25 protein-coding genes are annotated in these 25,232 nt (G+C 67.1%); 11 read left to right on the forward strand and 14 right to left on the reverse strand.

Annotated elements, in window-relative coordinates:
• The first annotated feature begins 127 nt into the window (after positions 1–127).
• From RBH22_RS00865 to coaBC, 3 genes are all read left to right on the forward strand, one after another.
• The gene (locus tag RBH22_RS00865) at positions 128–1,009 is read left to right on the forward strand and encodes a hypothetical protein (protein WP_256546497.1); all 882 of its coding nucleotides are present in this window, start codon (positions 128–130) and stop codon (positions 1,007–1,009) included.
• Positions 1,010–1,075: 66 nt separating this feature from the next.
• The gene (locus RBH22_RS00870; protein WP_306676215.1) at positions 1,076–1,936 is read left to right on the forward strand and encodes an FAD-dependent oxidoreductase; all 861 of its coding nucleotides are present in this window, start codon (positions 1,076–1,078) and stop codon (positions 1,934–1,936) included.
• Between the two features lie 78 nt (positions 1,937–2,014).
• Positions 2,015–3,199 (forward strand): bifunctional phosphopantothenoylcysteine decarboxylase/phosphopantothenate--cysteine ligase CoaBC, encoded by a 1,185-nt coding sequence (coaBC, locus tag RBH22_RS00875; protein WP_306676216.1) that lies wholly within the window; start codon positions 2,015–2,017, stop codon positions 3,197–3,199.
• Positions 3,200–3,232: 33 nt separating this feature from the next.
• Here coaBC and RBH22_RS00880 read toward each other — a convergent pair whose 3' ends face one another.
• The 13 genes from RBH22_RS00880 to RBH22_RS00940 form a co-directional block, all read right to left on the reverse strand.
• On the reverse strand, positions 3,233–3,502 hold the full coding sequence (locus RBH22_RS00880) for a hypothetical protein (protein WP_256546500.1): 270 nt from the start codon (positions 3,500–3,502) through the stop codon (positions 3,233–3,235).
• A gap of 72 nt (positions 3,503–3,574) precedes the next feature.
• A complete protein-coding gene (locus tag RBH22_RS00885; protein ID WP_256546501.1) occupies positions 3,575–4,054 on the reverse strand; it encodes an Lrp/AsnC family transcriptional regulator in 480 nt (159 codons plus the stop codon).
• 144 nt (positions 4,055–4,198) lie between these two features.
• Positions 4,199–6,415 (reverse strand): universal stress protein, encoded by a 2,217-nt coding sequence (locus RBH22_RS00890; protein ID WP_306676217.1) that lies wholly within the window; start codon positions 6,413–6,415, stop codon positions 4,199–4,201.
• A 1-nt stretch (position 6,416) separates the two neighbouring features.
• Positions 6,417–6,926: an NAD-binding protein gene (locus tag RBH22_RS00895; protein WP_306676218.1), complete on the reverse strand. Its 510-nt coding sequence runs from the start codon at positions 6,924–6,926 to the stop codon at positions 6,417–6,419.
• A 272-nt stretch (positions 6,927–7,198) separates the two neighbouring features.
• Positions 7,199–9,016 (reverse strand): Na(+)/H(+) antiporter subunit D, encoded by a 1,818-nt coding sequence (locus RBH22_RS00900; RefSeq protein ID WP_306676219.1) that lies wholly within the window; start codon positions 9,014–9,016, stop codon positions 7,199–7,201.
• Complete coding sequence (locus RBH22_RS00905) at positions 9,016–10,926, reverse strand: proton-conducting transporter membrane subunit (RefSeq protein ID WP_306676221.1); 1,911 nt, start codon at positions 10,924–10,926, stop codon at positions 9,016–9,018. The genes RBH22_RS00900 and RBH22_RS00905 overlap by 1 nt, the downstream gene beginning before the upstream one ends.
• Entirely contained in the window at positions 10,923–12,488 is a 1,566-nt protein-coding gene (locus RBH22_RS00910) for a proton-conducting transporter membrane subunit (protein WP_306676222.1), read from the reverse strand. Before RBH22_RS00910 ends, RBH22_RS00905 begins: the two co-directional genes overlap by 4 nt.
• Complete coding sequence (locus RBH22_RS00915; protein ID WP_256546507.1) at positions 12,485–12,844, reverse strand: cation:proton antiporter subunit C; 360 nt, start codon at positions 12,842–12,844, stop codon at positions 12,485–12,487. Before RBH22_RS00915 ends, RBH22_RS00910 begins: the two co-directional genes overlap by 4 nt.
• On the reverse strand, positions 12,841–13,353 hold the full coding sequence (locus RBH22_RS00920) for an MnhB domain-containing protein (RefSeq protein WP_306676223.1): 513 nt from the start codon (positions 13,351–13,353) through the stop codon (positions 12,841–12,843). The genes RBH22_RS00915 and RBH22_RS00920 overlap by 4 nt, the downstream gene beginning before the upstream one ends.
• Positions 13,350–13,892 carry a DUF4040 domain-containing protein gene (locus RBH22_RS00925; RefSeq protein ID WP_256287914.1) on the reverse strand — a complete coding sequence of 181 codons (543 nt, stop codon included), beginning with the start codon at positions 13,890–13,892 and terminating at the stop codon, positions 13,350–13,352. The genes RBH22_RS00920 and RBH22_RS00925 overlap by 4 nt, the downstream gene beginning before the upstream one ends.
• Entirely contained in the window at positions 13,889–14,200 is a 312-nt protein-coding gene (mnhG, locus tag RBH22_RS00930) for a monovalent cation/H(+) antiporter subunit G (protein WP_256287915.1), read from the reverse strand. The genes RBH22_RS00925 and mnhG overlap by 4 nt, the downstream gene beginning before the upstream one ends.
• Entirely contained in the window at positions 14,201–14,485 is a 285-nt protein-coding gene (locus RBH22_RS00935; RefSeq protein WP_306676224.1) for a cation:proton antiporter, read from the reverse strand.
• On the reverse strand, positions 14,485–15,579 hold the full coding sequence (locus RBH22_RS00940; protein WP_306676225.1) for a monovalent cation/H+ antiporter subunit E: 1,095 nt from the start codon (positions 15,577–15,579) through the stop codon (positions 14,485–14,487). The genes RBH22_RS00935 and RBH22_RS00940 overlap by 1 nt, the downstream gene beginning before the upstream one ends.
• A gap of 256 nt (positions 15,580–15,835) precedes the next feature.
• Between RBH22_RS00940 and RBH22_RS00945 the strand changes: the two genes are divergently transcribed.
• The 7 genes from RBH22_RS00945 (at position 15,836) to RBH22_RS00975 (ending at position 23,741) form a co-directional block, all read left to right on the forward strand.
• A complete protein-coding gene (locus tag RBH22_RS00945; RefSeq protein WP_306676226.1) occupies positions 15,836–16,258 on the forward strand; it encodes a type IV pilin N-terminal domain-containing protein in 423 nt (140 codons plus the stop codon).
• Between the two features lie 117 nt (positions 16,259–16,375).
• A complete protein-coding gene (hpt, locus tag RBH22_RS00950; RefSeq protein WP_121567922.1) occupies positions 16,376–16,942 on the forward strand; it encodes a hypoxanthine/guanine phosphoribosyltransferase in 567 nt (188 codons plus the stop codon).
• Between the two features lie 117 nt (positions 16,943–17,059).
• Positions 17,060–18,898, forward strand: coding sequence for an ABC transporter substrate-binding protein (locus RBH22_RS00955; RefSeq protein ID WP_306676227.1), 1,839 nt, complete (start codon positions 17,060–17,062; stop codon positions 18,896–18,898).
• Between the two features lie 130 nt (positions 18,899–19,028).
• Positions 19,029–20,012 carry an ABC transporter permease gene (locus RBH22_RS00960; RefSeq protein WP_306676228.1) on the forward strand — a complete coding sequence of 328 codons (984 nt, stop codon included), beginning with the start codon at positions 19,029–19,031 and terminating at the stop codon, positions 20,010–20,012.
• Complete coding sequence (locus RBH22_RS00965; RefSeq protein WP_256546513.1) at positions 20,012–21,247, forward strand: ABC transporter permease; 1,236 nt, start codon at positions 20,012–20,014, stop codon at positions 21,245–21,247. The genes RBH22_RS00960 and RBH22_RS00965 overlap by 1 nt, the downstream gene beginning before the upstream one ends.
• Entirely contained in the window at positions 21,244–22,410 is a 1,167-nt protein-coding gene (locus tag RBH22_RS00970) for an ABC transporter ATP-binding protein (protein WP_256546514.1), read from the forward strand. The genes RBH22_RS00965 and RBH22_RS00970 overlap by 4 nt, the downstream gene beginning before the upstream one ends.
• The gene (locus RBH22_RS00975) at positions 22,407–23,741 is read left to right on the forward strand and encodes an ABC transporter ATP-binding protein (RefSeq protein ID WP_306676229.1); all 1,335 of its coding nucleotides are present in this window, start codon (positions 22,407–22,409) and stop codon (positions 23,739–23,741) included. The genes RBH22_RS00970 and RBH22_RS00975 overlap by 4 nt, the downstream gene beginning before the upstream one ends.
• Before the next feature lie 49 nt (positions 23,742–23,790).
• Here RBH22_RS00975 and RBH22_RS00980 read toward each other — a convergent pair whose 3' ends face one another.
• Positions 23,791–24,093 carry an ArsR family transcriptional regulator gene (locus RBH22_RS00980; RefSeq protein ID WP_256546516.1) on the reverse strand — a complete coding sequence of 101 codons (303 nt, stop codon included), beginning with the start codon at positions 24,091–24,093 and terminating at the stop codon, positions 23,791–23,793.
• 175 nt (positions 24,094–24,268) lie between these two features.
• Between RBH22_RS00980 and RBH22_RS00985 the strand changes: the two genes are divergently transcribed.
• The gene (locus RBH22_RS00985; protein WP_256546517.1) at positions 24,269–25,228 is read left to right on the forward strand and encodes an NDP-sugar synthase; all 960 of its coding nucleotides are present in this window, start codon (positions 24,269–24,271) and stop codon (positions 25,226–25,228) included.
• Positions 25,229–25,232: the final 4 nt, after the last annotated feature.

Raw genomic sequence — 25,232 nt, forward strand, 5'->3', positions numbered from 1 at the left:
GCGGCACAGAAAGCGTTGTGGGCAGCACCGTGTGCCGACACCGGATATCGCCCTGTGAGACGCTATCGTACCCGATATCGGGTGTCGACCACAACGTACTTGTCTCGGAGAAGTCATATTCGACACGATGGTCGGTTCGACCCTCCGGGACATCAGCCGGCACGTCGACTGCCTCGCGGCGCGGGACGGCCCCTACGCCGTCGTCTGCGGGCGGACGGGCTGTGAGCCACACCCCGTCTCGGGGCTGCGTTTCGACGATAGAGACACGGCCGCGGAGGCGGCCGAGGCCGCCTCAGAGTACCGCGCGACGCTTCGTCAGTACGACCCACAGGTCCCCTTCTACGAGCCACTGGTCCACGACGTCGAGGACGGACCGGCGGGGCTCGCGGCCGCGGGCGACGACGACAGACGACTGCGCTATCTCTCGTTCTGCCACGACGTCGCCGGCGCGATCTTCGAGGCGTTCACCGACGCGGGTCTCCGCGAGGTCGAATCCGCGGCGATGGAGACGTATCTCACGCTCGCGGAGGTCGTCAGCGACCGCGACGACTTCTGTCTCACGATGCTGTGGAGTATGACGAGCGAACTCGCCCACCGGACCACTCGGACCGAACACCTGCCTGTCGTCGACGCCGCGGCCGACTCGCTTCGAGGGCCACGCGCCCCGACAGCGATGCGGCCGGACGAGGGAGTCCGTGCGGCCGTCGAACACCTCGAACACGTCGGATTCGTCGGCTCGCAGTCCGTCTCGCCCGCACGGGGCGACGGCTGGGAGGTGACGCTCGGCGAGTATGCCCTCGCCGAGCGGACCGGGCGTCTCCCGACGCTCCCGATCTCGATCGCGCTCGCCCAGCGGCTGCCGGAGACGCCGTTCCGCTTCGCTGCGGCGACCCCGCTCGGTGACCGCCGCTGGCGACTCCGGATCGAACCGGGGGCGGTGCCGGACGGCCTCGTCTCGATCGACGCGACCGACGATCAGCGACTGTACGACACCGACTCGGAGTACTGACGATCAACGCTTTCGTCGCCCGCCCCAACCGTGAGACTCATCGGCTGTGCCAACCTCTCGGCGGGTATGTCCGAACACCCCACAGACGCCAGTACTGCGCCGAGCGACAGTGATGCCGGTACTGACTTCTCCGATTCGATCCCCGACGGCGGTGATTCGAACGCCGCAGACGTCCTCGTCGTCGGCGGGGGCGTCGCCGGGCTAACGGCCGCGACGTTCACCGCCCGCGCGGGACTCGACACCCTCGTCGTCGACGCCGACGAGAGCATCCTGGCCCGGAACGCACACTTAGAGAACGTGCCTGGGTTCCCGGCCGGCATCAACTCACGTCAGTTCCTCGACCTCCTGCGCGAGCAGGCCGACGCGAACGGCGTCCGGCGACAGACGGGGCGCGTCCGCGACGTCGCGCGAGACGGCGACGGATTCGAAGTCGCAGTGGCGGCTGGCAACGACGCAACGCTCGCGGAGCGAACGATCAGCGCCGACGCCGTCGTCGCTGCGTCGTGGTCCGACGTCTCCTACCTCGAGAACCTCGGCGTCGACACGCGCGATGCGGGATCGAAGACGTACGTCGAGGTGGACGACCTCGGGCGGACGAACGTCGAGGGCGTCTACGCCGCGGGTCGGCTGACCGAGAAGTATCACCAGGCAGTCGTCGCCGCGGGCCACGGCGCCGAGGTCGGCCTGACCGTCGTTCACGACTCCGAGACGCCGTACTACAACGACTGGGTGACGCCCGAGGGCTACTTCACCGACCGCGGCCGCGAGGTCCCGCCGGGCTGTGAGGAGATCGACGCCGCCGAGCGCGACCGCCGTGATTCGGCGTCCCGCGACCGAATGCGCGAGGCGTTCACCGAGGCGCATCCGGAGCCCCAGCGGACGCATCCGAGCCTCGTCGACGACGAACTGGGCCGACTCGACGAGTAGCCGTTTTGCTCCCTCCCCGCTCGCGCGGAGGGAGCCAGACCGGGGAGTTTTACCCCGCCGCCGTCGAACCCTCGGGCGATGTTAGACGGCGTCAACGTCGCGCTCGGCGTCTCGGGGAGCATCGCCGCCGTGAAGGTGGTCGAACTCGCCCACGAGTTGCGACGCCAGGGGGCGAACGTCCGCGGGGTGATGACCGAGAGCGCACAGGGGATCATCCACCCGTGGGCGCTCGAATTCGCGACGGGCAACGACGTGGTGACCGAACTCACCGGGCGCGTCGAACACGTCGAACTCTGCGGTCGCGACGGCTGGGCCGACGTGCTATTGCTCGCGCCCGCGACGGCGAACACGGTCGGCAAGATCGCGAGTGCGATCGACGACACGCCGGTGACGACCTGCGCGACGACCGCGCTCGGCGCGGACCTGCCGGTCGTGATCGCGCCCGCGATGCACGAACCGATGTACGACCACCCGGGCGTGCTGGACGCCATCGACCGCGTCGAGTCCTGGGGCGTCGATTTCGTCGATCCGCGGATCGAGGAGGGAAAAGCGAAGATCGCGACCGAAGACGCCATCGTCACCGCCACCGCGCGCGCGACGACCGAACGGACGCTCGCGGGCCGCCACGTGGTCGTCACCTCGGGCGCGACCGCAGAAGAGATCGACCCCGTCAGGATTCTCACGAACCGCGCGTCGGGCAAGACCGGCCGCGCCGTCGCCCGCGCCTGCTACGTCCGCGGGGCCGACGTCACGCTCGTCCACGACGCCGGCGACGTCCACTACGCGGACACCGTGACCGTCGAATCCGCCGCCGAGATGCGGGATGCGGTCCTCGCCGCGGTCGGTGGAACCGATGCCGACGGCGACGCGCCCGCCGCGGACGTCGTCGTGTCCGCGGCCGCTATCTCCGATTACACGGTCGAAGCCGCCGCCGAGAAACTCCGTTCGGGCGACCACCGCACGCTCGAACTCGAACCGACGCCGAAACTCCTCGACGGGGTGCGCGAGGCGTATCCGGACCTCCCGATCGTCGGCTTCAAAGCCGAAACGTCTGGCGACGACGAGAAGATGGTCGCAGCCGCTCGCAACATCCTCGAACGGACGGACCTCGCGTTCGTCGTCGCCAACGACGCGTCCGTAATGGGCGACGACGAGACCCGGACGTTGTTCGTCGACGCCGACGAGGTCGACGAGTTCTCGGGATCGAAGACGGCGCTCGGCGGTGCGATCGCGGACCGGATCGCCGTAACGGTTCGCGACTGAACGCCTCCACGCCGCGCTCGTCGCTCTGTTCCACTAGCCCCGCGCCACGTCGTTGGCGTCGGCAATCACCTTGTAGACGAAGCCGATCAGGCCACCCAGGACGGCGACGAACCCGACGAGGAAGACGATCGCTGCGAGGAGTTGCCCCACGAACCCGGCACCGCCGCCCCGGATCGCCCAATTCGACGCGAACCACCCACCGAGGAGCAACGCGACGTAGCCGGCCAGGACCACGGCGTACAGAACGGCCATCTCCCGACCGAGCGCGTACTGTAACGCGTCTCGTGCGCTAACTGTTGCCATACCCTCTCTACGGTATCTTCGCGAATAACGGCTGCGTCGCTCGGGGCGACACTGCCCGGTCGGGGGACCGTCTCACTCCCCGCCGCTGCTGTCTGACCCGAACGGGCTGTAGGGGTTGGTGTACTCGTTGCGGATGATCTCCTCTTCGACGATCTCGAAGCCGAGTGAGCTGAGCTCCCGGCCGATCCGGCTCAGATCGTCGCTGTCACGGCCGACGGCAGTGATGTGAACGTTCTCCTCGCCGGTCATAATCTCTCTGACGGAGATCACGCCCTCGACGTCGAGCGCTTGCTCGGCCAACCGCTCGCGCTCGGGGATCGGAGCCGTACAGAAGATGATCGTGTAGAGCTGATACCCCATCCGCTCGTAGTCGACGTCGACGTGTGTCCCCCGGATGATCCCCTCCGATTCGAGCTTTCCGATCCGGTTTCTAACCGTGCTCGCGGAGACGCCCTTCGTCTCGGCGATGTCGCTGCTGGATGTGTGTCTGGCGTCTTTCTGGAGCGCATAGACGATGTAGCGGTCGAGATCGTCAAGATCGACTGCGGCCATACTCTGTGTGCAAATCGAATCATAGATAGGTGTTGTGCTTGTGGCGACAGCGTCAGTGGGGGAGCTATAGGGAGTATCGTAACTGTTCGGAGATTTCGCCGAACCGTCCGGCGAGAAATCTATGGAGACGTACGATAATCCCTCTCAGAACACCCAGCGTTCGAGCATCTGAGCGATCCGCCCGCGGCGCTGTGAGTCCTCCGGGTGGACGACGAGCACGGGACGGTTCGCCGTCGCGAGATACGACGCGATCCCGTCGTTACCGCGTTCCGCGGCGCTAACGACGAGGAGGTCCGGAGCGGTCGGCTCCGACTTCGGATGCGTCGCCGTCCCGCCGTCGGTGAACGGTGCGTGGCTCGAAACCGGGGCCGAACACAGCTCGGCTACGTCGCCGTGATAGTCTCGGAGCGTTCGCTTCGCGACGACGGAGTCGTCCTCGCGATCCACGTACCTGAACGCGATCGATCCAGCGGCCGACGTGGCGATCGCGTCCGCGATGGCGACTTTCGCCGGATCGTACGGGCCTTCGTCTGAGAGCACGCCGACGACGTCCACGTCGTCGAGCCCTCCGGGCTCGGCGTGCAAGAGCGCGACGTCACAGGGTGCGTGCCGCCGAACCCAGTCGACGTCGGAGCCGAACAGCCGTCCGCGGAGCCCTGCGGGCGTCGCCGTCTCCTCGGTGAGGAGGAGATCGACCGACTCGTGGGCGGCGTAGTTGACGGCGGCGTGGCGCACGTCGTGACAGACGATCGTCCCGCTTTTCACGGGCACGTCGAACTCGCAGTCGAGTTCGCTCGTCTGCTCGTCGAAGCGAACGTCTGCGGGGGTCTCCGTCTCGGAGGCGTACGTCAGCGGGACCTGATCCGGGACCTGCTCGAATCGCACGACAGCGACCTCTCCATCGTGGGTTCGAGCGAGGTCGGACGCGATGCGAACGAACGACCGTTCTTCGTCCTTCGAGACGGCGTGATCGAGAGCGACGAGCACGCGGTAGCCGCTGGCCCACTCGTCGAGCGCCTGTTGCGTCCGATCGACGGCGCTGCGGCCGACCTGCCGGCGAACGGCGTCGACGGCAACGCCTTCGCGATCGACGCGGCGGCGACCGTAGAGGAGGAACCAGGCGACGCCGACGGCGATCAGCGCGACTGCGCCGACGAACGGGACCAGTCCCATCTGCGTCAACAACACGAGACCGCTGAGGACGCCGACGATCTGGACCCACGGATACAGCGGTGCGGTGAACGCCGGGTCATACTCGGCGTTGCCCTCTCGGAACGCGACGAGCGCGACGTTGATCAGGACGAAGATGAGGATCTGGAAGGCGCTCGCGAGCTTTGCGATCTCTAAGAGCGGGACGAACGCGATCAGCACCAGCAGTACGACACCGGTGAGCGTGATCGAGTTCGAGGGCGTCCCGAAGCGCTCGCTCACGGTCGCCATCGAGGCGGGGACGAGATCGTCGCGCGCCATCGCGAAGGGGTACCGCGACGAGGAGAGGATCCCGGCGTTCGCCGTGCTCACGAGCGCGAGGATCGCGGCGAGGACCACGGCGACGACTCCGGGGGTTCCCAGCGTCGCCCCGGCGGCGACGGCCATCGGGGTCGCGCTCTCGGCGATCCGCGTCGGCTCCGTGACGCCGATCATCACCGCGACGATCAGCACGTAGAGGACCGTCGTGAACGCGAGCGACCCGAGGATCCCGAGCGGGATGTTGCGGTCGGGATCGGCGACCTCCTCGGCGACGCTCGCGACCTTCGTGACGCCTGCGTAGGATACGAACACTAGCCCGGTGGCCGCCAACAGACCGCCCGCGCCGCCGCCGAAGAACGGCGCGTAGTTTGGCTGTCGGACCGACGGGCCGCCCCCGACGACGAACCACACGAGTGCGGCGAGCATCACGACCACGATGGCGACCTGCAGTCGGCCGGTCTGTTTCGCCCCGAGGACGTTCACCACGACGAGGAGCGCCGCCAGCGCAAGCGCGACCTGTGTCGTGGCGCCGGGCGACACGTCGAACAGCAACAGGAGGTAGGGAACGCCGCCGACGAGCGCGAGCGCACCTTTGAACGACAGCGCGAACCACGTTCCGATGCCCGCGACAGTGCCCAAAAGCGGCCCCATCCCGCGTTCGATGAACAGGTAGGTGCCGCCCGCCTCCGGCATCGCCGTCGCCATCTCGGCTTTCGCGAGGGCGGCCGGGACCACGAGCACGCCCGCGACGAGGTACGCGAGGATGACGGCCGGGCCCGCAATCTCGACCGCGAGGGCCGGGAGGATGAAGATGCCGCTGCCGACCATCGCGCCGATGCTGATGGCGAGCACCGCCGGGAGCCCGAGGTCGCGTTCGAGCGTCTTCGGCACGTCACCTCACCATCCGGTCGGTCGATCGATCGGCACCCTCGGCGACGGCGCCCCGCGTCGGACTGTCCTCGATCGAATCGGCGTTTTCCTCTGCGGTCGTGAGCGCCGAAATCCGGACGTCGAGCGCGGCCGCAGTGGTCTCGGCGACGCAGACGGTATCGACGTCCAGTTCGTCGAACGCCTCGCGGTTTCGCGGGTCGTTGACGAGAACGACGAGATCGATATCGGTCTCGCGCAGTCGTAACCGCTGGGCCAACAGGAGGTTCATCCCGTCGTTGTCGCCTGTGAGGACCACGACCTCCGCGTTGCGAGCCGTTTCGACGGCCGTAGAGTCGGTGTCCGTCACTGGTGCGTGGGTCGCGGTCACTCCGTTCGACCCCGCGGCCTCGACGGCTGTTTCGCTTCCGTCGACGAACCCGACGTCGCCCGTTGCTGGATGGTCTGTGAGGTCCTCTGCGAGACGACGACCGATCTGGCCGCCACCGAGGACGAGTATGTGTGTATCTGTCATCGTGAAGTGTCACGGGACGGCTTCGTGGCAGTCACGCGAATAACTATAGAGGACAGAACGTCATAAATTCTTTCTTAAATTGCTGAATTGTCCTAGTAATATGGCATTATTAAACAAACAGTCCGACCTATCGGCGTGAGTGGGTTACTGCCGCTCTCTGCTCTTGGCACCACGAGACGCAGTCTGCGCCCGCGGCAACTCGGCACTGACACAGACAAGGCCGAAAAACGAGTGGGGGGTAGAGAGTACCCAGAGACCTGACGAGTGTCGGTCTACAGCAATCCGGCGAGCGTCGCCGCCAACACGACGATGACGAGGAGCACGCTCGTGGCGATGCTCGCTCTGAGGCTTCCCTCTTTCAACGAACTCCCCTCGCGGCCGACGACCGCGGTCGCCGGTCCGCGAATCACACCGTAGGGGTCGGACGCGGCGTCGAGCGCCGCGTTGGCCGTCGCGACGACAGCGCGGTCGACGGTAGCGAACAGGTCGGTGACGCCGCGGACGAGGCCGCGCATCCCGTAGAACGTGGCCGGTTCGATGACGGCGTCGACGTCGATGCCGCTTCCGATCTTCGAGAGTGTTTTCTTGAGCACGGCGAAGCCGACGACACCGAGGAACGCGAGCAGGAAGCCCTCACCGAGGTGGCTCAGCGTGAAGGGGTGGGCGTCGGCGGTGCTGCCGGGCAGCAGCGCGAACAGCGCGTCCGGGTAGAGCCCGAGCACCACACAGAGCGCCGCGACGCCGAGCATCGCGATCCGCTGGCCGGTGACCGAGCGACGGACGTTCCACGTCCCGCTGTGCTCTTTCAGGAACGCGTAGTAGCCGAACTTGATGAACGACATAAACGTCCCGACGCCCGCGAGAAGCAGGATGTAGAAGATACCGTCGAGGTGTTCTTTGTGCGCGGCCGCGGTGATCATCCCCTTGCTGACGAAACCGTTGAAGCCGGGGAAGCCGCTGATCGAGAGCGCCGCGGCCGTGAACGCGATCGCGGTCACCGGCAGCGCTCGACCGAGTCCGCCGAGGTACTTCAGGCTCTGCTCGTCGGTCCGCGCGATCACGACGCCCGCGGTCATGAAGAGCAGCGCCTTGTAGAGGATGTGGTTGAACACGTGTGCGAACGCGCCGGCCGTCGCCAGCGCCGTACCGACGCCGACGCCGGCGATCATATAGCCGACCTGCGACTGGATGTGGTACGACAGGAGGCGGCGCATATCGTTCTGCAGGAGCGCGTAGACGACGCCGACCAGCGCCATCGCCGCGCCCATATACGCGATCGCGAGGTTGCCGTCCGGGAAGGCGCGCGCGAGACCGTAGACGCCCGTCTTGGTCGTATAAACCGAGAGGAAGACGCTCGCGGCGACGTGCGGACGCGGGTAGGTGTCGGGCAGCCACGTGTGCAGGCCGACGAAGCCGACGTTGACGCCGATCCCGATGGCGGCGAGCACGGCTGGGATCCCCGCAGTGATGCCATCGGAGGCGCTGAAGAGGAACGACCCGACGTTCGTGTAGTGCCAGATGACCGCGGCCATCAGTAGACTCCCGCCGAGGCCGTGATAGACGGCGTAGCGGAAGCCCGCGCGGACGGCCTCGCCGCCGTAGTCCCACACGAGGAGGGTGCTCGTGACGGCCATCAGTTCCCAGAAGAACACCATCGTCAGCCAGTCGCCGGCGAAGACGGCCCCGACGCTCGTCCCGACGTAGCCGAGGGCGAACGCGGTCTGTCGGTTTTCCGCTTCCGAGGAGTACGAGTACAGCACGGCGGCCGCGCCGATGAGCCCGAAGATGACGCCCATCAGCCGGGAGAAGGCGTCGACGTTGATGAGGACCGCATCGAAGCCGAGGAACGTGGTCTGCAGGTAGACGCCCGCCGGAACCAGGAGCGACCAGACGGCGACCCCGCCGGTCGCGATCACGCCCAGCGCGTGGCCGAGGCGGCGCGAGAGGAACGGCGCGACGATCGCGACCGCCAGGATGGCGAACGCCGGTGGCACCACGGTCGGCACGTCGGCCGTCGGCAGCGTCGGCACCTCGGACGCCAGCACCGTCGCCGAGAGGTCGGCGGCGAGCGGCGAAACAGTAGCGCTCATCAGAACACCACCCCCGTAGCCTCGGCGACGACACGCTGAACGAGCGCGAGGAAGACCATCCCGCGGGGCACGAGGCCGAGCGCGACGGCCCCGGCCGCGGCGACGGTGATCGGTCCGAGCATAAACCACGTGCTCTCTTCGCCGAACCCACGGCGCTCCCAGCCGGCAGCCGGCGGGCCGCCGTGGTGCTCGTGGTGGTCGTCGGCATCGGCTTCGGTCAGCGACGTCCCCTCGTCGGAGTCGGCGTCGTGGGAGTCGGTTCCGTCGTCTGTCGCCTCGTCGCCGAGGTGGTCGCTGGGGTGTCGGTCGACGGCATACTCGCCGTCCTCTTCGACGCGGGCGTCGACCTCGATTCGACCCTCCGACTCGGAGGGCTCGACGTCGGGGTCGACGTCGGGGTCGACCGGTTCGGCGGTGTTGATGGGGACTTCCTCCGAGCCGGCAGTCTCGGGTTCGGAACCGCTCACGTCGCGCTCGACGTCCTCGCTCCGCTCACCGCTCTCGCCCCGCTCGCCGCCGTCCGTGCGGACGCGAGCCCCGCCGATCGGGAACTCGACGAGCGGTTTCGAGTCGGCGTCTTCGGGCGTCTGGAAGAACGCCTGGTAGACGATCGGCCAGAAGTAGCCGACGTTCAGGAGCCCCGAGACGAGGAGGACGCCCGCGAAGACCGCGTTGCCGGCGTCGAGACTTCCGATCAGGAGGTACCACTTGCTCACGAAGCCGGCGACGAGCGGGAGGCCTGCCATCCCGACGCTCGCGACGGCGAAGGCGGCCATCGTGACGGGCATCCGCTTACCGATCCCCGCCATATCGCTGATGTCGTCGGTGTGAGTCTCGACGTGGATCGCACCCGCACAGAAGAACAGGGTGAGCTTCATAAACGCGTGCGCCGGGATGTGCAGCAGGCCGCCGACGAGCGCCGCCGGCGAGAGCAGTCCCAACCCGAGCACGATGTACGAGAGCTGACTGATCGTCGAGTACGCGAGCCGGCGCTTCAGGTTGTCCTGTCTGAGCGCGATGATACTCGCGACGACGATGGTGACCGCGGCGACGGCCGCCAGCGGCAGTCCGACGCCGAGGGTCCCGGCGGTTTCGGGCCCGAACACGTCGAGCACGACGCGCGCGATCCCGAAGACGCCGCTCTTGACGACCGCGACCGCGTGCAGGAGACCGGAGACGGGCGTCGGCGCGACCATCGCGTCCGGGAGCCACGAGTGAACCGGAATCAGTGCGGCTTTCACGCCGAATCCACCCGCCAGCAGCGCGAACGCCGCGCGTGCGACGACCGGATCGGTGCTCGCCAGATCGGCGATGCCGCCGGGCGTGAATGCGACGGTCCCGGTCGTCCAGAAGACCAGTACCGTCCCGGCCAGGACCGCGACGCCGCCGCCGAAGGTGTAAGTGAGGTACTTCCGGCCGGCCTTCCGGGCCGTGTCGCTCTCGTCGTGGGCGACGAGCGGGTACGTCGCGACGGTCAGCAGTTCGTAGAAGACGTACAGCGCGACGAGGTTCGACGCGAACGCGACCCCCAGCGCCGCCCCGACGCTGCCCGCGAACGCCGCGAAGTACCGCGTCTGGGAGTGCTCGTCGAGACCGCGCATATACCCGATGCTGTAGAAACTGGTGACGAGCCACAGCGCGCTCGCGAGCAGCGCGAAGATCATCCCGAGCGGGTCCGCGCTGAGCGTGAGGTCGATGCCGGGCACGAACGTCCCCAGCCGGGAGACGTGCGTCGTGCCGGCCAGCGTCGCGGGCACGAGGCTTGCGACGAGTCCGAACGTCCCGAGCGCCGTGAGGATGGTAAAGCCCTCGCGGACGTTCGGTCGGCGGTGCGATGCGACGATCGTGAGAATGCCGATAGCGGGCAGCAGTACCGCCGCCAGCGGCCTGAGAGAGTCGATCTCGGTCATTGGAAGTACACCTCCAGCACGGGCTCGAAGACGGCAATGAGATCAGACGCGAACAGTCCGAGGACGACCGCGCCGACCGCGGCGGCGACGACCACGATGCGGGCTTCGATGGTGATGCCCGAAGCCCCAGTCGTCTTCGCGTCGTCAGTGGACTCCGACCCCGACTCGCCGCCGTCGGGCGTCAGCGCGGCGTCGGTATCGGCCGTCGCGGTGGCGTCGGGGCCACTCACGGTGTCGGCCGTCGCCGCCGGTGCGTCCTGGAAGTACATCTGTTCGACGACGCGGGCGAAGTACGCGAGCGTCAGGAGCGTGCTCACGACCGCGACGGCGGCGACGCCCCAGCGCCCCCCCTCGACCGCCCCGAGGACGATGTGCCACTTGCCGGCGAAGCCGACTGCCGGTGGGACGCCGACGAGCGCGAACGCGAGGATGGCGAAGGCGGCGCTCACGACCGGCGCGCGGTCGGCGACGCCGGCGAGGTCGTCGACGGTTCGGCCGCCCGCGACGCCCGCGAGCGCGCCGACGCCGACGAAGAGACCCGCCTTCATTATCGCGTGACCGACCAGGTGGACGAGACCGCCGGTCACGGCCGTCGCGTTCGCGACCGCGAAGCCGGCGACCACCAGGCCGAACTGCGCGACGGAGGAGTACGCGAGCATCCGCTTGAGGTCCGACTGCAACACGGCGAGCACCGAGCCGACGACGACGCTGACGGACGCGAGGAGCACCAGCGCGTCGAGTGCGAACGGCACCGCTGCGTCGAACGCGGGCGTGAACACCGCGTAGACGAGGCGGAACAGCGCGTACGCCGCCGCCGTCGAGACGAGCGCGGAGATGTACGCAGTGACGCTGTCGGGCGATTCGGCGTAGGCGCCCGGCTGCCACGTGTGCAGCGGATAGAGCGCCGACTTCACTGCGAGGCCGACGACGAGGAGCGCGAAGCCGGTCAAGACCAGCGGCGAGTCGTAGCCGACTGCCTGCAGTTGCGTCGACAGGTCGGCCATATTCAGCGTCCCCGTCGCGATGTAGAGGTAGCCGACGCCGAGCAGATACAGCGAGGCGCCGATGGTCCCGACGAGGAGATACTTCAGGCTCGCGAGCGCCGCGGCGGGCGAGCGGCCCGTCGCGACCAGCGCGTAGGTCGCCAGCCCGGTGATCTCGATGAAGACGTACAGATTGAACACGTCGCCCGTGACGAACACGCCGGAGATGCCCGCGGTGAGCAACAGCAGTTCGCTGTAGAAGCTATTCGAGTCCGGGCCGGTCCGCCGCGCGTAGAGGACGACGGCGACGGTCACGACAGACACCAGGACGACGAGCGTCGCCGAGATGCCGTCGGCGACGAGTTCGATGCCGAACGGCGGCGTGTAGCCGCCGACGGCGTAGGTGAACCGCCCCGTAGAGAACACTTTCGCCGCGACGGTCACGGAGAGTCCCAGGTGGGCGAGCGCGGCGAGCGCGGCCGCGACCCAGCCGGCGCCGTCCCACAGGCGTCCGAGCGCGATCGGCACGAGCGCGAGTACGATCGGGACCACTACGAGAAGCGCGATAGCGTCAGTCATTCAGTTTGCACCTCCCGGATGGCTTCCTCGTCGAGCGTCCCGTACGCGTCGTAGATGCGCACGATGAGCGCGAGCGCCACCGCGGTCAGGCTGACCCCGACGACGATGGCGGTGAGGATGAGCACGTGCGGTAGCGGGCTGGCGTACGTCCCGACTGCGTCTCCGTGGACTACCGGCGGCACAGCGCCGTCGACGTAGCCGCTCGTGACGAAGAACAGGAAGATGCCGACCTGGAAGATGTTCAGGCCGATGACTTTCTTCACCAGGTTCGGACTCGCAGTGACGCCGTACAGCCCGATGGCGACGAGCGCGACGAACACGAGGTAGTTGTAGTGGGTCGCGAGCAGGTCGATCACGCTCGCTCACCTCCTGCGGCGTCGCCGTCTCCATTGCCATTTCCGTTCCCTCCACCGTTTCCGACGGACTGGAAGTCCCCCTGTGAGAGGCTGAAGAAGAGGCTCACGAGGACGCCGGAGACGACTGCTCCGATCCCGAGTTCGACGAGTTCGATGCCGTATTTCACGCCGTCGGTCCCGAAGCCGTAGGCGGGGTATTCGAGGAACGCACCGCCCGAGAGCAGCGCGCCCAGTCCGATGAGCGCAAACGTGCCGCCGCCGGAGGCGATCGCGAGCTGTGCGAGCGGCCCTTCCAGCCACGCCCGCGTCGGTTCGATGCCGAAGGCGAACGCAAGTAGCAGGACCGCCGAGGCGACGATGACGCCGCCCTGGAAGCCGCCGCCTGCGGACTCCGCCCCGTGGAACATCACGAACACCCCGAACGTGAAGACGAACGGGACGACCACGCGGACAGTCGTCATAATGATGGTACTCTCGACGTAGGTTCGGTTCGGATCTGATTGGCTCATACGTACGCCTCCTGTCGAAGGACGAGAAGCACCGCGAGGCCGGCGGCGATGACCACCGTCGCCTCGCCGAGGGTGTCGAACCCACGGTAGGCGGCCAACACGGCGGTCACGACGTTCTCGACGCCGGTCTCGGGGTAGGCGTTCTGCAGGTAGTACTCCGTGATCCGCGACGTCGCGACCGGCGCCTCGCTGGATCCGACCGCCGGAAGCGACCGGATCGTCGTCAGCAGCGCGCCGACCAGAACCGCGACGATCGCGACGGACCGCCAGGCGATCCGCTCGAAGAGTCGCTCACCGCCCGGGCGGACGGTCTTCGCGATCGTCACGAGGAACAGTACCGTGGTGATGCCGGCGCCGACGGCCGCTTCGGTCAGCGCGACGTCCGGTGCGGCCAGCAGGATCCACGCGACAGCGATGCCGAAGCTGAACGCTGCGAACGCAATGATCGCGTTGAGGACGTCCCGAAGAAGGATCGCGGCGATCGCAGCCAGCACGGCGAACGTGAGGATGACCGCGAGCGAGGTCGAAACGGGCGTCACTCCTCACCCTCCGTTGTCCACGGGGCGATGCCCTGATCGTAGGCTGCCCGCGTGATCGCGTGGGCGGCCGTCGGGTTGGTCACGAACAAGAACAGCCCGAGCAGGGCCGTCTTCGCGACGGCTAGGTCCGCGCCGAAGACCAGCGCGACGCCGCTCAGCGTCAGGATGATCCCGAGCGTGTCACTCTTCGAGGTCGCGTGCGCGCGTGTATAGAGATCTGGGAGGCGGACGATGCCGACCACCGCGACGAACCCGAAGAACGTTCCCGCAGCGACCAGCAGGATGATCAGGATCTCCGTGATGGACATTCAGATCACCCCGCCGCGCTCGACGGTGAACTTCGAGATGGCGATGCTCATCAGGAAGTTCAACATCCCGTAGACGAGGGCGATGTCGAGGAATCCCGGCTGATCGAGCGCCGCCGCCAGCAGCGCGAGCACGACGACCGCGTTCGTTCCGATCCCGTTGACCGCGATGACGCGGTCCTGCATCGTCGGTCCTGCGACGATCCGGTAGACCAACACGATGGCGAACAGGACGAACCCGCCTGCCGCGGTCAGCAGTACCGTATCGACGACTCCGGAGACCGCCATTATTCGGCGTCCTCCGTCGGTTCCGCGATCGGTTCACCGTCGGGGCCGAGAAGCGAGATGCTCCCGCGCTCCGTCGGGGTCGGGATCCGCGCGCCCGAGCGACCGTAGTAGACGAACCGGACCGCCCGCTCTAAGCTCCCGGCGGCGAGGTCGTCGCGGGCGTCACCGGTCAGCGTGTGGATGTCGAGCCCGTCGCGGCCGATGTCGACCGTCAGCGTCCCCGGCGTGAGCGTGATGCTGTTCGCGAGCGTCGTCACCGGAAGGCCGCCCCAGACCGCAGCGCGGAACCGCCGCATCTCGGGGTCGATCGGGAGATCCGGGTGGAGGATGATGTACGCGATCGCGATGTTGGCTTTCGTGATCTCCCAGACGAGATACGGCACGAAGAGGCCCATCCGCAGGATACGAAGCGTGGTTCGGCGTGGCGAGGGCGACGTGACGAACGTGATATTCGAGAACGCGATCGTCGCGAGCAACGCCGTGAGTCCGCCCGTCACCAGATTGAACGTGGTGAGGTGGCCGCCGATCACGAGATAGAAGGCGTACGTCGCACCGAACGTCGCGAGACCCTTCGAGACCGTCGCTCGTGAGACGAGGCGCGTCCGGGTCGTCTGCCGTTCGACCGGGGCTTCCTCGACGGAGAGGTCAGACCGTGAGAGTTCCACCTCGAAGGGCCGGAGCATCGGCGCGCTCCCGCCGGGCTGGAACTCCGGATCGACGACGACCCGGTCGAGCCCGGTTCGGTGTGCATACTCGACGAGGATCGCCGCGAAGTCGCTGGGGCTGAAGAGATAGCGATCCGCCCCGACGATGGCCGTCTCGATCTCCACCGGCGGTTCGTCCTCTTCGTCGTAGTCGAGATCCTCTTCGGCCCAGACCGCCACCCGTTCGAGGAGGTCAGCGGCCGCCTCCGTGTCGTCGAGCGAGTCGCCGTCGACGGTGCGCCACCGTGCAGGATACACGAAGTGAACGGTGGCTTGCTCGTCGCCCTCCGTGACACCCGAGCGCGCCTCTCGGAGGGCGTAGGCGACCGTGTTCCGGAACGTGGAGGACTCTCCGACTGGAACGAGGATCCGGGAGCTGCCGGCACTCATCAGCCACCACCCGCCTCGATCGACGCCGGCCGTTTCCCGTCGGTCACTCGGCTCATACGTTACTCTACCGTTTACTAAGGGGGTCAAATACGTCTTCCGCTCTGGCGTGACTCCGTTCTCGATCCGACAATTGGTATTTAAAATAGATTGACTAACCGTCCAGAACGACCTGCGTGCTCGACCGCACCACGCGACTGGCAACCGTGTTACTACCAGCCAAATTATTGTTGAATACTTGAAAACACTATCCTATACTATGAACCTACGTACACTATTCGCGGACGACGTGGCTGTCTATCCAGTTATCGGCGTCATCCTGATGGTCGCGATCACGGTAATTCTGGCGGCCGCCATCGGCAGTTTCGTGTTGAACCTCGGTCAGGGCATCCAACAGACGGCCCCGCAGGCCAGTTTCGGCTTCGACTACACGAACGACTCCGTCGACGTCACCCACGAGAGCGGTGACACGGTCGTCGCCGCCCAGTTGAACGTGACGTCCGCAGCAGCGATCGACTACAGTGGATCGACACTCTTTGCGGGCACAGTCAGCGCGGGTGACACGGCCACGTACAACCTCTCCGGCACCGAGTGGAACGGCGAAACCGTCCGCGTCGTCTGGGAGTCCGAAGACGGATCGCCGTCCGCGACGTTGCGTCAATCCACTGCTCCCGCGATCTGAAGAGCGGAACGCCGCTTCCCAACCACGGAGTGGTGCTCGCTGACGCACCCCGTGTGTCGCTCTGCGCTAGAGCGACCGAACCGCCAGTTTTTATTTTCGACCCGGAGTACCCACGACATGGACCAACTGCGGCAGTCGCTCCTCGAAGCGCCGATTATCGAGAAAGGCGAGTACGAGTACTTCGTCCATCCCATCAGCGACGGCGTTCCGATGCTCCGTCCGGAACTGCTCCGCGAGATCGTCATCAAGATCATCCGGAAGGCCGAGATCGACGACGTCGACAAGATCGTCACGCCGGCCGCGATGGGGATTCACATCTCCACTGCGGTGTCGCTGATGACGGACATCCCGCTCGTCGTCATCCGCAAGCGGCAGTACGGCCTCGACGGCGAGGAACCGCTGAGCCAGCAGACCGGCTACTCCGAGAACGAGATGTACATCAACGACGTCGATCCGGGCGACCGCGTCCTGGTCCTCGACGACGTGCTCTCGACCGGCGGGACGATGCGCGCGGTGCTCGACGCGCTCGAACACATCGGTGCGGACGTCGTCGACACCGTCGCCGTGATCAAGAAGGCCGGGCCGAACGAACTCGACGACAGCGGTCACCACGTCAAGACGCTGATCAACGTGCGCGTCGAGGACGGCGAGGTCGTCATCGTCGACGAGCACGGCGACGACTGACCTCCCCGTCGAACCGGGACGACCCCGACCGCACAAACGGGTAATACGAGCGACAGAACGAACGTTTTCGGCCGATCTATCGATGGGTATTTGACCGGATGGGCGCACGTAGCTTCTATGCCATCCGGTAGCGGTTCAGACGGCCGCGGACCGACCCCGATCGCCGGTCGGTCCCGCCGTTCCTTTCTCCAACTTCTCGGTCTCGGTGGGGCGACGGCGGTCGCAGGCTGTAGTGCGCCGGATCGAAACGGGGCGCCGACGGAGGACGCGGAGGCTGTCGAGTATGTCGAGGGAACGCCTACGGGGACGCAGACGCTGAACTTCCTGAGCGTCGACGACACGCCGTCCGCGAACCGGATCCAACTGGCGCTCGACGGCGCGTACGCCATCACGCCCGAACAAGAGATCTTCCCGCTCTGGGCGGACATCACCTCCGACGAGGGGCGGGTCTACACGGTCGAACTTCGAGACAATCTCCGGTGGGGGGCCGGCTATGGCCAGGTGACGGCCGAAGACTGGGTGTACATGATCACGGAGGTCTACCAGGCCGACTCGAACTGGGCCGGGTACCCGAACCCCGGCGACTGGCGACAACAGGGCGAGCCGATCCCCGTCGAGAAGACCGGTCCCCGCTCCTTCGAGATCAGGCTGCAGTCCGTCGACCCCGCGTTCCCGCTCCGGCCGATTATGTGGGGCGCATTCTGTATGCCGAAAGAGATCATCACCCGGTACCGTCCCGACGAGGACCAGGACGGGCTCGCACAGGACGAGGAGGTACAGACGCTCGCGTACGCCGGAAACCTCGGCCCCTACAGCTTCGAGCGGTGGAACCGCGAATCGGAGTTCGTCGCTACCCGAAACGAGGAGTACTACCTGCGCGAAGTCGACGACGTCCCCGACGAGTGGCAGAACGCGCCGTACTTCGACGCCTACACCTACGAGGTCGTCCCCGAGGAGAGCACGCGCCTCTCCGCGCTTCGATCAGGCGAACTCACCGCCACCGACATCCCCGAGACGCGCGTCGAACAGTTCGAGGGGCGAGACGACGTCGACGTCAAGGTCTTCCCGCAGGCGTATATGACGTCGCTCATCTACAATCAGCGCGCCAACGGGTCGTTCTACGAGGCGCTGCGGAAACCGGGCGTCAGGCGCGCGCTCGCGCACGCCGTCGACAAACGAACGCTCGTCGACGACGTTCTCCGCGGCTACGCGACGGTCGCCCACACGTTCCAACCGACGTTCTCGCGGTGGTACTCCGACGAGCAGGTGACCGAATACGGCGTCGGTGACACATACAGTCACGACCGAGCGCGGGAACTCCTCCGGGAGCACCTCGGATCCACCCCGTACCGCTACGACGGCGACCGCGTCGTCGACGCGGAGGGCGAGCAACTCACGCTCGATCTCGTCTTCGCGCAGGGGTCTCAGACGGTCGAGACGACGGCGCAGTACGTCGCCCAGGAGTACGACGCCATCGGCATCGACGTCGACGTCACCGGCAAGCAGTACGGGACGCTGGTCGAACACCACCTCTACAACAGTTGGCAGGGCGACGGCGACCCGCCGTGGGACGCCGGCCCGTACAACGGCGGTCCGCGTGACCAATCGCTGAGTCAGGAGCCGTGGGACCTCATCCTCGGAATCACGTTCAACACCTATCCGCGGACGCCCTCCTCGATTCGGGGCTTCACGCTCGAACGGGGCGGCATCAACTTCTACGGCTACCACCCCGAGACGGACTTCGCCTCGCTGTTCGAGACCGCGACGAGCACCGTCGACGAGGCAGCGCGGCGTGGCACCCTCGCCGAGATTTTCGGCGCGCTCTCGGCCGAACAACCGTTCAACTTCCTCAATATGGGCGTGGAGGTCGTCGGCTACGACAGCGCCGTGCGCGGTCCCGAGGAGGTATTCGGCTACAGTTGGGACCAGAACACCTGGCGACTCGGCCAGCAGTGAATCGACGCCCGACCGCCGCACCGACCCGTGGGGACACCCCGTTCGGACGACAATATTAACTGCGGTCGACGGAACTGACCGGCAACGGCGGCCGGCGGAATCGGAGTACGGCCTGGAGCGACACACCACGATGGGACTGAAATGGTACACGGCGCGTCGGGTCGCGTGGGCGGGCGTCGTCGCCTTCGTCATCCTGACGGTCACGTTCGTCCTGCTCGAGTACGCACCTGACGCACAGTTAGCACGCGTCCAGTTTCAGGCGGCCGCCAGCGGCCGGAGCGCCGAGGCCGCCGCGGAGGCGTACGCCCGTCGCCGCGGTCTGCAAGGGCCGCTCTGGGAGCGCTATCTCGAATACCTCGGGAACCTCGCCTCGGGCGATTGGGGCTGGTCGGACTCGCGGTCCCAGCCCGTCGTGACGGCGATTCTGACGGCGCTCCCCTACTCGTTGCTGTATACGATCCCCGCCGTGCTCCTCTCGACGGTGCTCGGCATCGGGATCGGGCTCTACTCGGCGTTCAATCAGTACACGAAGACCGACTACGCGGCGACGTTCGTGGCGTTCTTCGGCGTCAGCATCCCTAACTTCTGGTTCGGCATCGTGCTGCTGTTGGTCTTCGCCGTCCACCTCGGCTGGGTCCCGGTCCTCTTCGATTCCGAACTGGCCCGGACGCGACCCCTCTCGCTCGCGAACGCGCGCCAACTCGTCTTGCCGGTGTTCGTGCTCGCGACGAGCGCGATCGCGAGTACGATGCGCTACGCGCGCGCGGAAGCGCTCGAGTACGTCCGTGCGGCGTTCGTGAAAACGGCCCGGGCGAAAGGCGCGTCCGACTGGCGGATCATCACGCGACACGTCCTTCGCCCGACGCTCGTGCCGCTGTCGACGATTCTCGTCGGCGACTTGCTCGGCGTGATCCTGTCGGCCTCCTACCTCGTCGAGGTCGTCTTCGGCATCCCCGGCCTGGGCCGACTCAGCCTCGACGCGATCCGCCGGCAGGACACGGCGCTGGTCTTGGGGACGACGCTCGTCCCCGTGTTCGTCGCTGTCGTCGGGAATCTGCTGCAGGATCTCGCCTACGGCTGGCTGGACCCGCGTATCGACTACGGTGATCGGTGATGCCGGGAGACGAACAGAGTGGACCGGGCGGCGGTGACGCGACGGACCCGACCTCGGATCGCTCTCGCGAGCGCTTCGAGGACGTCGACTGGGAGGCGATCGACGCGGACGGACGCCGCGTCTCGCCGACGCAACTTCTCGCCCTCGTCGCCGGCGGCCTCTACGCGCTCGCGCTGGCGTACGACGTCCTCTTGGCTGCTGGCGACCCGACGGTCGAGGTCGTCGTCGCCGAGTCGACGCTCCTCTGGGACGCGACCGGCGTGGACTGGCTGTTCGTCGCGACGCTTCTCGTTTTGGGCTTCGCTGCCGTGCCGCTCGCACGGAACCGACGTCTGACCGCGTACTACTGGCAGCGCTTCCGACGCCACCGTCTCGCGGTGCTCAGCCTGGTGTACCTCGCCGTGATCTTTCTGCTCGGAACGGTCGGCACGCTGTTCATCGACCCGCCGACGCTGCACGTCGCGGCCGGATACCAGCCGCCGGTCTTCCTGAGCGTCGACGTGTCGATCCCGACCCAGTGTCTCGGCCCCGTCGTCGACGGCCGGTGTCAGGGGACGTGGCGCTATCCGCTGGGGACGACCGGCAGCGGGAAGGGGCTCTTGGCGCTCGCGATATTCGGGATGCGCGTCAGTCTGCAGGTCGGACTGATCGCGACGCTCATCTCGGTCACCGTCGCGACCGCCGTCGGGGCGACGGCCGCCTACGCTGGTGGCTGGGTCGACGAATTGCTGATGCGCTACGTCGACGTCCAGCAGACGTTTCCGACGTTCTTCCTCTTTCTGTTCTTGGCGTACCTCTACGGCGGCAGCCTGTTCGTCCTGATCGTCATCTTCGGGCTGACCGGCTGGGGCGGCATCGCCCGCATCGTCCGCAGCGAGGCGCTCCAGCGCCGCGAGGAGACGTACGTCCAGGCGGCCCAAAGCGCCGGTGCGTCCGGCGCGTCCGTCGTCTGGCGGCACATCGTCCCGAACGTCTCGAACTCGATCGTCACCGCCGCGACGCTGAACGTTCCGGTGCTCATCCTTTCTGAGGCGGCGCTCTCGTTCATCGGTCTCGGCGACGTGATGCTGCCCTCGTGGGGGCAGACGATCGCGGCGGGCCGCGGTGATCTCGCGACCGCGTGGTGGATCTCGACGATCCCCGGACTGTTCCTCTTCGCGACGATCCTCGCGTTCAACTTCCTCGGCGACGCGCTCAGAGACGCGCTCGATCCGCGGCAGGAGGTCGGCCGATGAGCGACGAGTCTCTCCTCCGCGTCGACGACCTGACGGTCGAGTTCCGCACCGACCAGGGTGTCGTCCGGGCGGTCGACGGCGTCTCCTTCGACGTCGAGCGCGGCGAGACCGTCTGTCTCGTCGGCGAGTCCGGCAGCGGCAAAACCGTCGTGGGCGAGTCGATCACGCGGGTGCTCCGTGAACCGCCGGGCGAGATCCGCGGGGGAACCGTGCACTTCGACGGACAGGACCTCCTCTCGGCGGAGGCACAACTCGGCGCGGTCCGCGGCGACCGGATCGCGCACGTGTTCCAAAATCCACAGGACTCGCTCAACCCCGTCTACACGGTCGGCTGGCAGCTGATCGAGGCCGTGCAGTTGCACGCGGACGTCTCGAAGCGTGAGGCCCGAGCACGTGCGATCGACCTGCTCGACCGCGTCGGGATCTCAGATCCCGCGAGTCGCGTCGACGACTATCCCCACGAACTGTCGGGCGGGATGAAACAGCGGGTCGCGATCGCGATGGCGCTCGCGGGCGACCCGGATCTGTTGATCGCCGACGAGCCGACGACGGCGCTCGACGTCACGATCCAATCGCGGGTCCTCGGACTCCTCGAGGAGATTCAATCGGAGTTCGGGATGGGCATCCTACTCGTGACTCACGACCTCGGCGTCGTCGCCGACGTCGCAGACCGGGTCGTGGTGCTGTATCAGGGTCGTGTGGTGGAACGCGGCGACGTCTACGCGATCTTCGATCGCCCCGCCCATCCGTACACGCGCTCGCTGTTGGATTCGATCCCTGGACGCGGCGCCCCCCGAGCATCCGCCGCGGCGGCGACCGATTCGGCTCCGGGGCCGGCCGACTCTGGCGCAAACGGCTCGACCCTGACCGACTCGAACTCGGCCGAACAATCCGCTGGCTGCTGTTTCCGCGACCGCTGCCCCTACGCCGTGGAGGCCTGCCGGCGAGGGGACCAGCCACCGCTGTACGACGTCTCTGGAATCGAGGGCGCCGCCACACCGGCGGGTGCGGCAACGGCGGACGACGATGCCGATCGCGAACACGCCGTCTCGTGCGTCCACTTCGCACCGGAGGGCGATCCGACGGTCGTCTACGGAACCGCCGTCGACGCCGACACGAGGGCGGATGGATCCTATTCTCGCGACGGTGGTGAACCACAGTGACCGCAGACCCGCCGCTGCTGGACGTTTCCGGGCTGGAGAAACACTACCCGATCACCGACGGGATCTGGAACCGTGAGGTCGGGCGCGTGCGGGCGGTCGACGGGATCGATCTCACCGTCGAGCGCGGCGAGACGCTCGGCCTCGTCGGCGAGTCCGGGTGCGGCAAGTCGACGGCGGCGCGCGCACTGCTTCGGATCGAGGACCCGACCGGCGGGACGGTGCGCTTCGACGGCGACGACGTCACGGCGTACGACCGCGAGCGGCTCCGGCGGTTCCGTCGCCGAGCGCAACTGATCTTCCAGGATCCGACGTCGAGCTTCGACCCGCGGCTGTCGATCGGCCAGTCGGTCGGCGAACCACTCGCCGTGCACGGGATGGCCGACCGCGAGCGCCGGCGGCGACTGGTCGAAGACACGCTGGAACGCATCGGCCTCGACGCGGGCGACGCCGACCGCTACCCGCACGAACTGTCGGGTGGTGAAAAACAGCGGGCCGCACTGGCGCGCGCGCTGATCGTCGATCCGGACCTCCTCGTCGCCGACGAACCCGTTTCGGCGCTCGATATGCCCGTCCAGGCGGCCGTCCTCTCGCTTCTGGCGTCGCTCCAATCGGAGCTGGACCTCGGCGTCTTGCTCATCAGTCACGACCTCGCCGTCGTGCGCGAGTTCTGCGACCGCGTCGCGGTGATGTATCTGGGCGAAATCGTCGAATCCGGCCCCGTCGACGTCGTGTTCGGCGACCCACAGCACCCCTACACGCGGGCGCTTCTCGCGTCGGTTCCCGTGCCCGATCCCACCGCCGAGCGTCCCGACGTCGAACTGACCGGCACGGTCCCGAGCGCGGCGGACCCGCCCGCGGGCTGTCGGTTCCACACGCGCTGTCCGGCGGTCATTCAACCGGACGGGTACGACCTCGACCAGGACGCGTGGCGGGGCATCCTCCAGCTCCGGACGCGACTGGGCGAGGGGGGATCTGGTGTGGACGTCCGGGCGATCCGCGAGCGGGTGGCGGCCGAACGCGGCGGCTCCCTCGCTCCCAGCGATGTCGACGACGAGAACGTCTGTACGGCACTGCGACGCGAATTCGAGATTCCAGAGCGGCTGTCAGATCCGGACGCCGAGGCGGTCCTCGACCGTGCGCTCTCCCGAGTCGTCGCCGGCGAGCACGCAGCGGCGGCGACGCTGCTGGCCGACGCCTTCGAGACGCCCTGTGAGGCCGACCCGCCGTCGTTGCGGCCGGTCTCCGCCGAGCACACGGCGGCCTGTCACCTTCTCGATCGCGACGACGCGGCGGCTGACGTTGTCAGGACTGACGACCGGGCCGACCGCTGAGACGGGTTCGTGTTTCGCCGTGCTCGACGACTGCGCCCGACGACCGCGCCTAGTCGATCACGAACTGCGGTTCGGCGATGCGCTCGGAGCGGCACTCCGGGCACCGCGAGGGATCGTTCAGCGGGTCGTCGAAGCTGTCGAAGCCACACGCACGGCACTCGGGCGGCGCGACGAGGAACTGCTCGTCGGCGTCGGATCCCTCGATCGAGCGCGCGACGTGATCGAGATGGTGATACACCGTCGAGCGAGGGACGCCGACCGCCGTCGAGAGATCTGCCGCGCCGTGGGGTTCCGCTCGCAGCGCGTCTGCGATCCGCTGTCGGGTCGTGGCCTCGTCGTCCGACTCGGACATACCCCCTCTAGGTTCTCGCTCCCGTATATACTGTCGCCTGCTCTGTGCGATCCCGTGATATCGGACGCTGCACTGGGCGTATATGTACATTTATCAGGTGAAATCCGGGGACAAGACGGGGCTCGACGGGATACCCGGGGAAACAAACTTGAGACTCCGGGCGGAGAGTCAATATATGAAGGCAGTCGTCCTCGCCGGCGGGTACGCGACGCGTATGTGGCCGATCACCAAAGACCGCCCCAAGATGTTTCTCCCGGTCGGTGACGGGACCGTCATCGACGTCATCTTCGAGGACCTCGAAGCCGACGAGCGGATCGACGAGGTGTTCGTGAGCACCAACGAGCGATTCGCCGACTCCTTCGAGTCCTTCCTCGCAGACGCGCCCTACGAGAAACCCACCCTCTCGATCGAAGAGACGGTCGAGGAAGACGAGAAGTTCGGCGTCGTCGGCGCGCTCGCGCAACTCATCGACCGCGAGGGCGTCGACGACGACCTCGTGGTCATCGCCGGCGACAATCTGCTCTCGTTCGACGTGGGCGAGTTCGTCGACTTCTTCGAGTCGAAGGCGACTCCGTGTCTCGCCGCCTACGACGTCGGCTCGAAAGAGCGCGCGCGGTCCTACGGACTCGTCCAGTTGGACGGCGACCGCGTCGTCGACTTCCAGGAGAAACCAGACGACCCCCAGAGCACGCTCGTCTCGATCGCCTGCTATGCGTTCCCCGCGGACACGCTCCCCGACTTCGACACGTACCTCTCGAACGGCAACAACCCCGACGAGCCCGGCTGGTTCATCGAGTGGCTCCAGCGGCGCGGGACCGTCCACGCGTTCACGTTCGACGGCGCGTGGTTCGACATCGGCACGCCCGAGAGCTACCTCGACGCCGTCTCGTGGTACCTCGGCGGCGACACGTTCGTCCACGAGTCGGCGACGGTCGAAAACTCCGTGCTCGACGAGGACGTGCACGTGATGGCCGATGCGTCGGTGTCGGACTCACATCTGGAACGAACTGTCGTCTTCAGTGACGCGACGATTCACAACGCGGACATCCGCGACACTATCGTCGACGAGCACACCTACATCGAGAATCTCGATCTCTCGAACGCCCTGATCGGGGCGCACTCGCACCTCGAATAGCGCG

The organism is Halobellus sp. H-GB7 (assembly GCF_030848585.1).
GTDB classification, from domain to species: domain Archaea; phylum Halobacteriota; class Halobacteria; order Halobacteriales; family Haloferacaceae; genus Haloquadratum; species Haloquadratum inordinatus.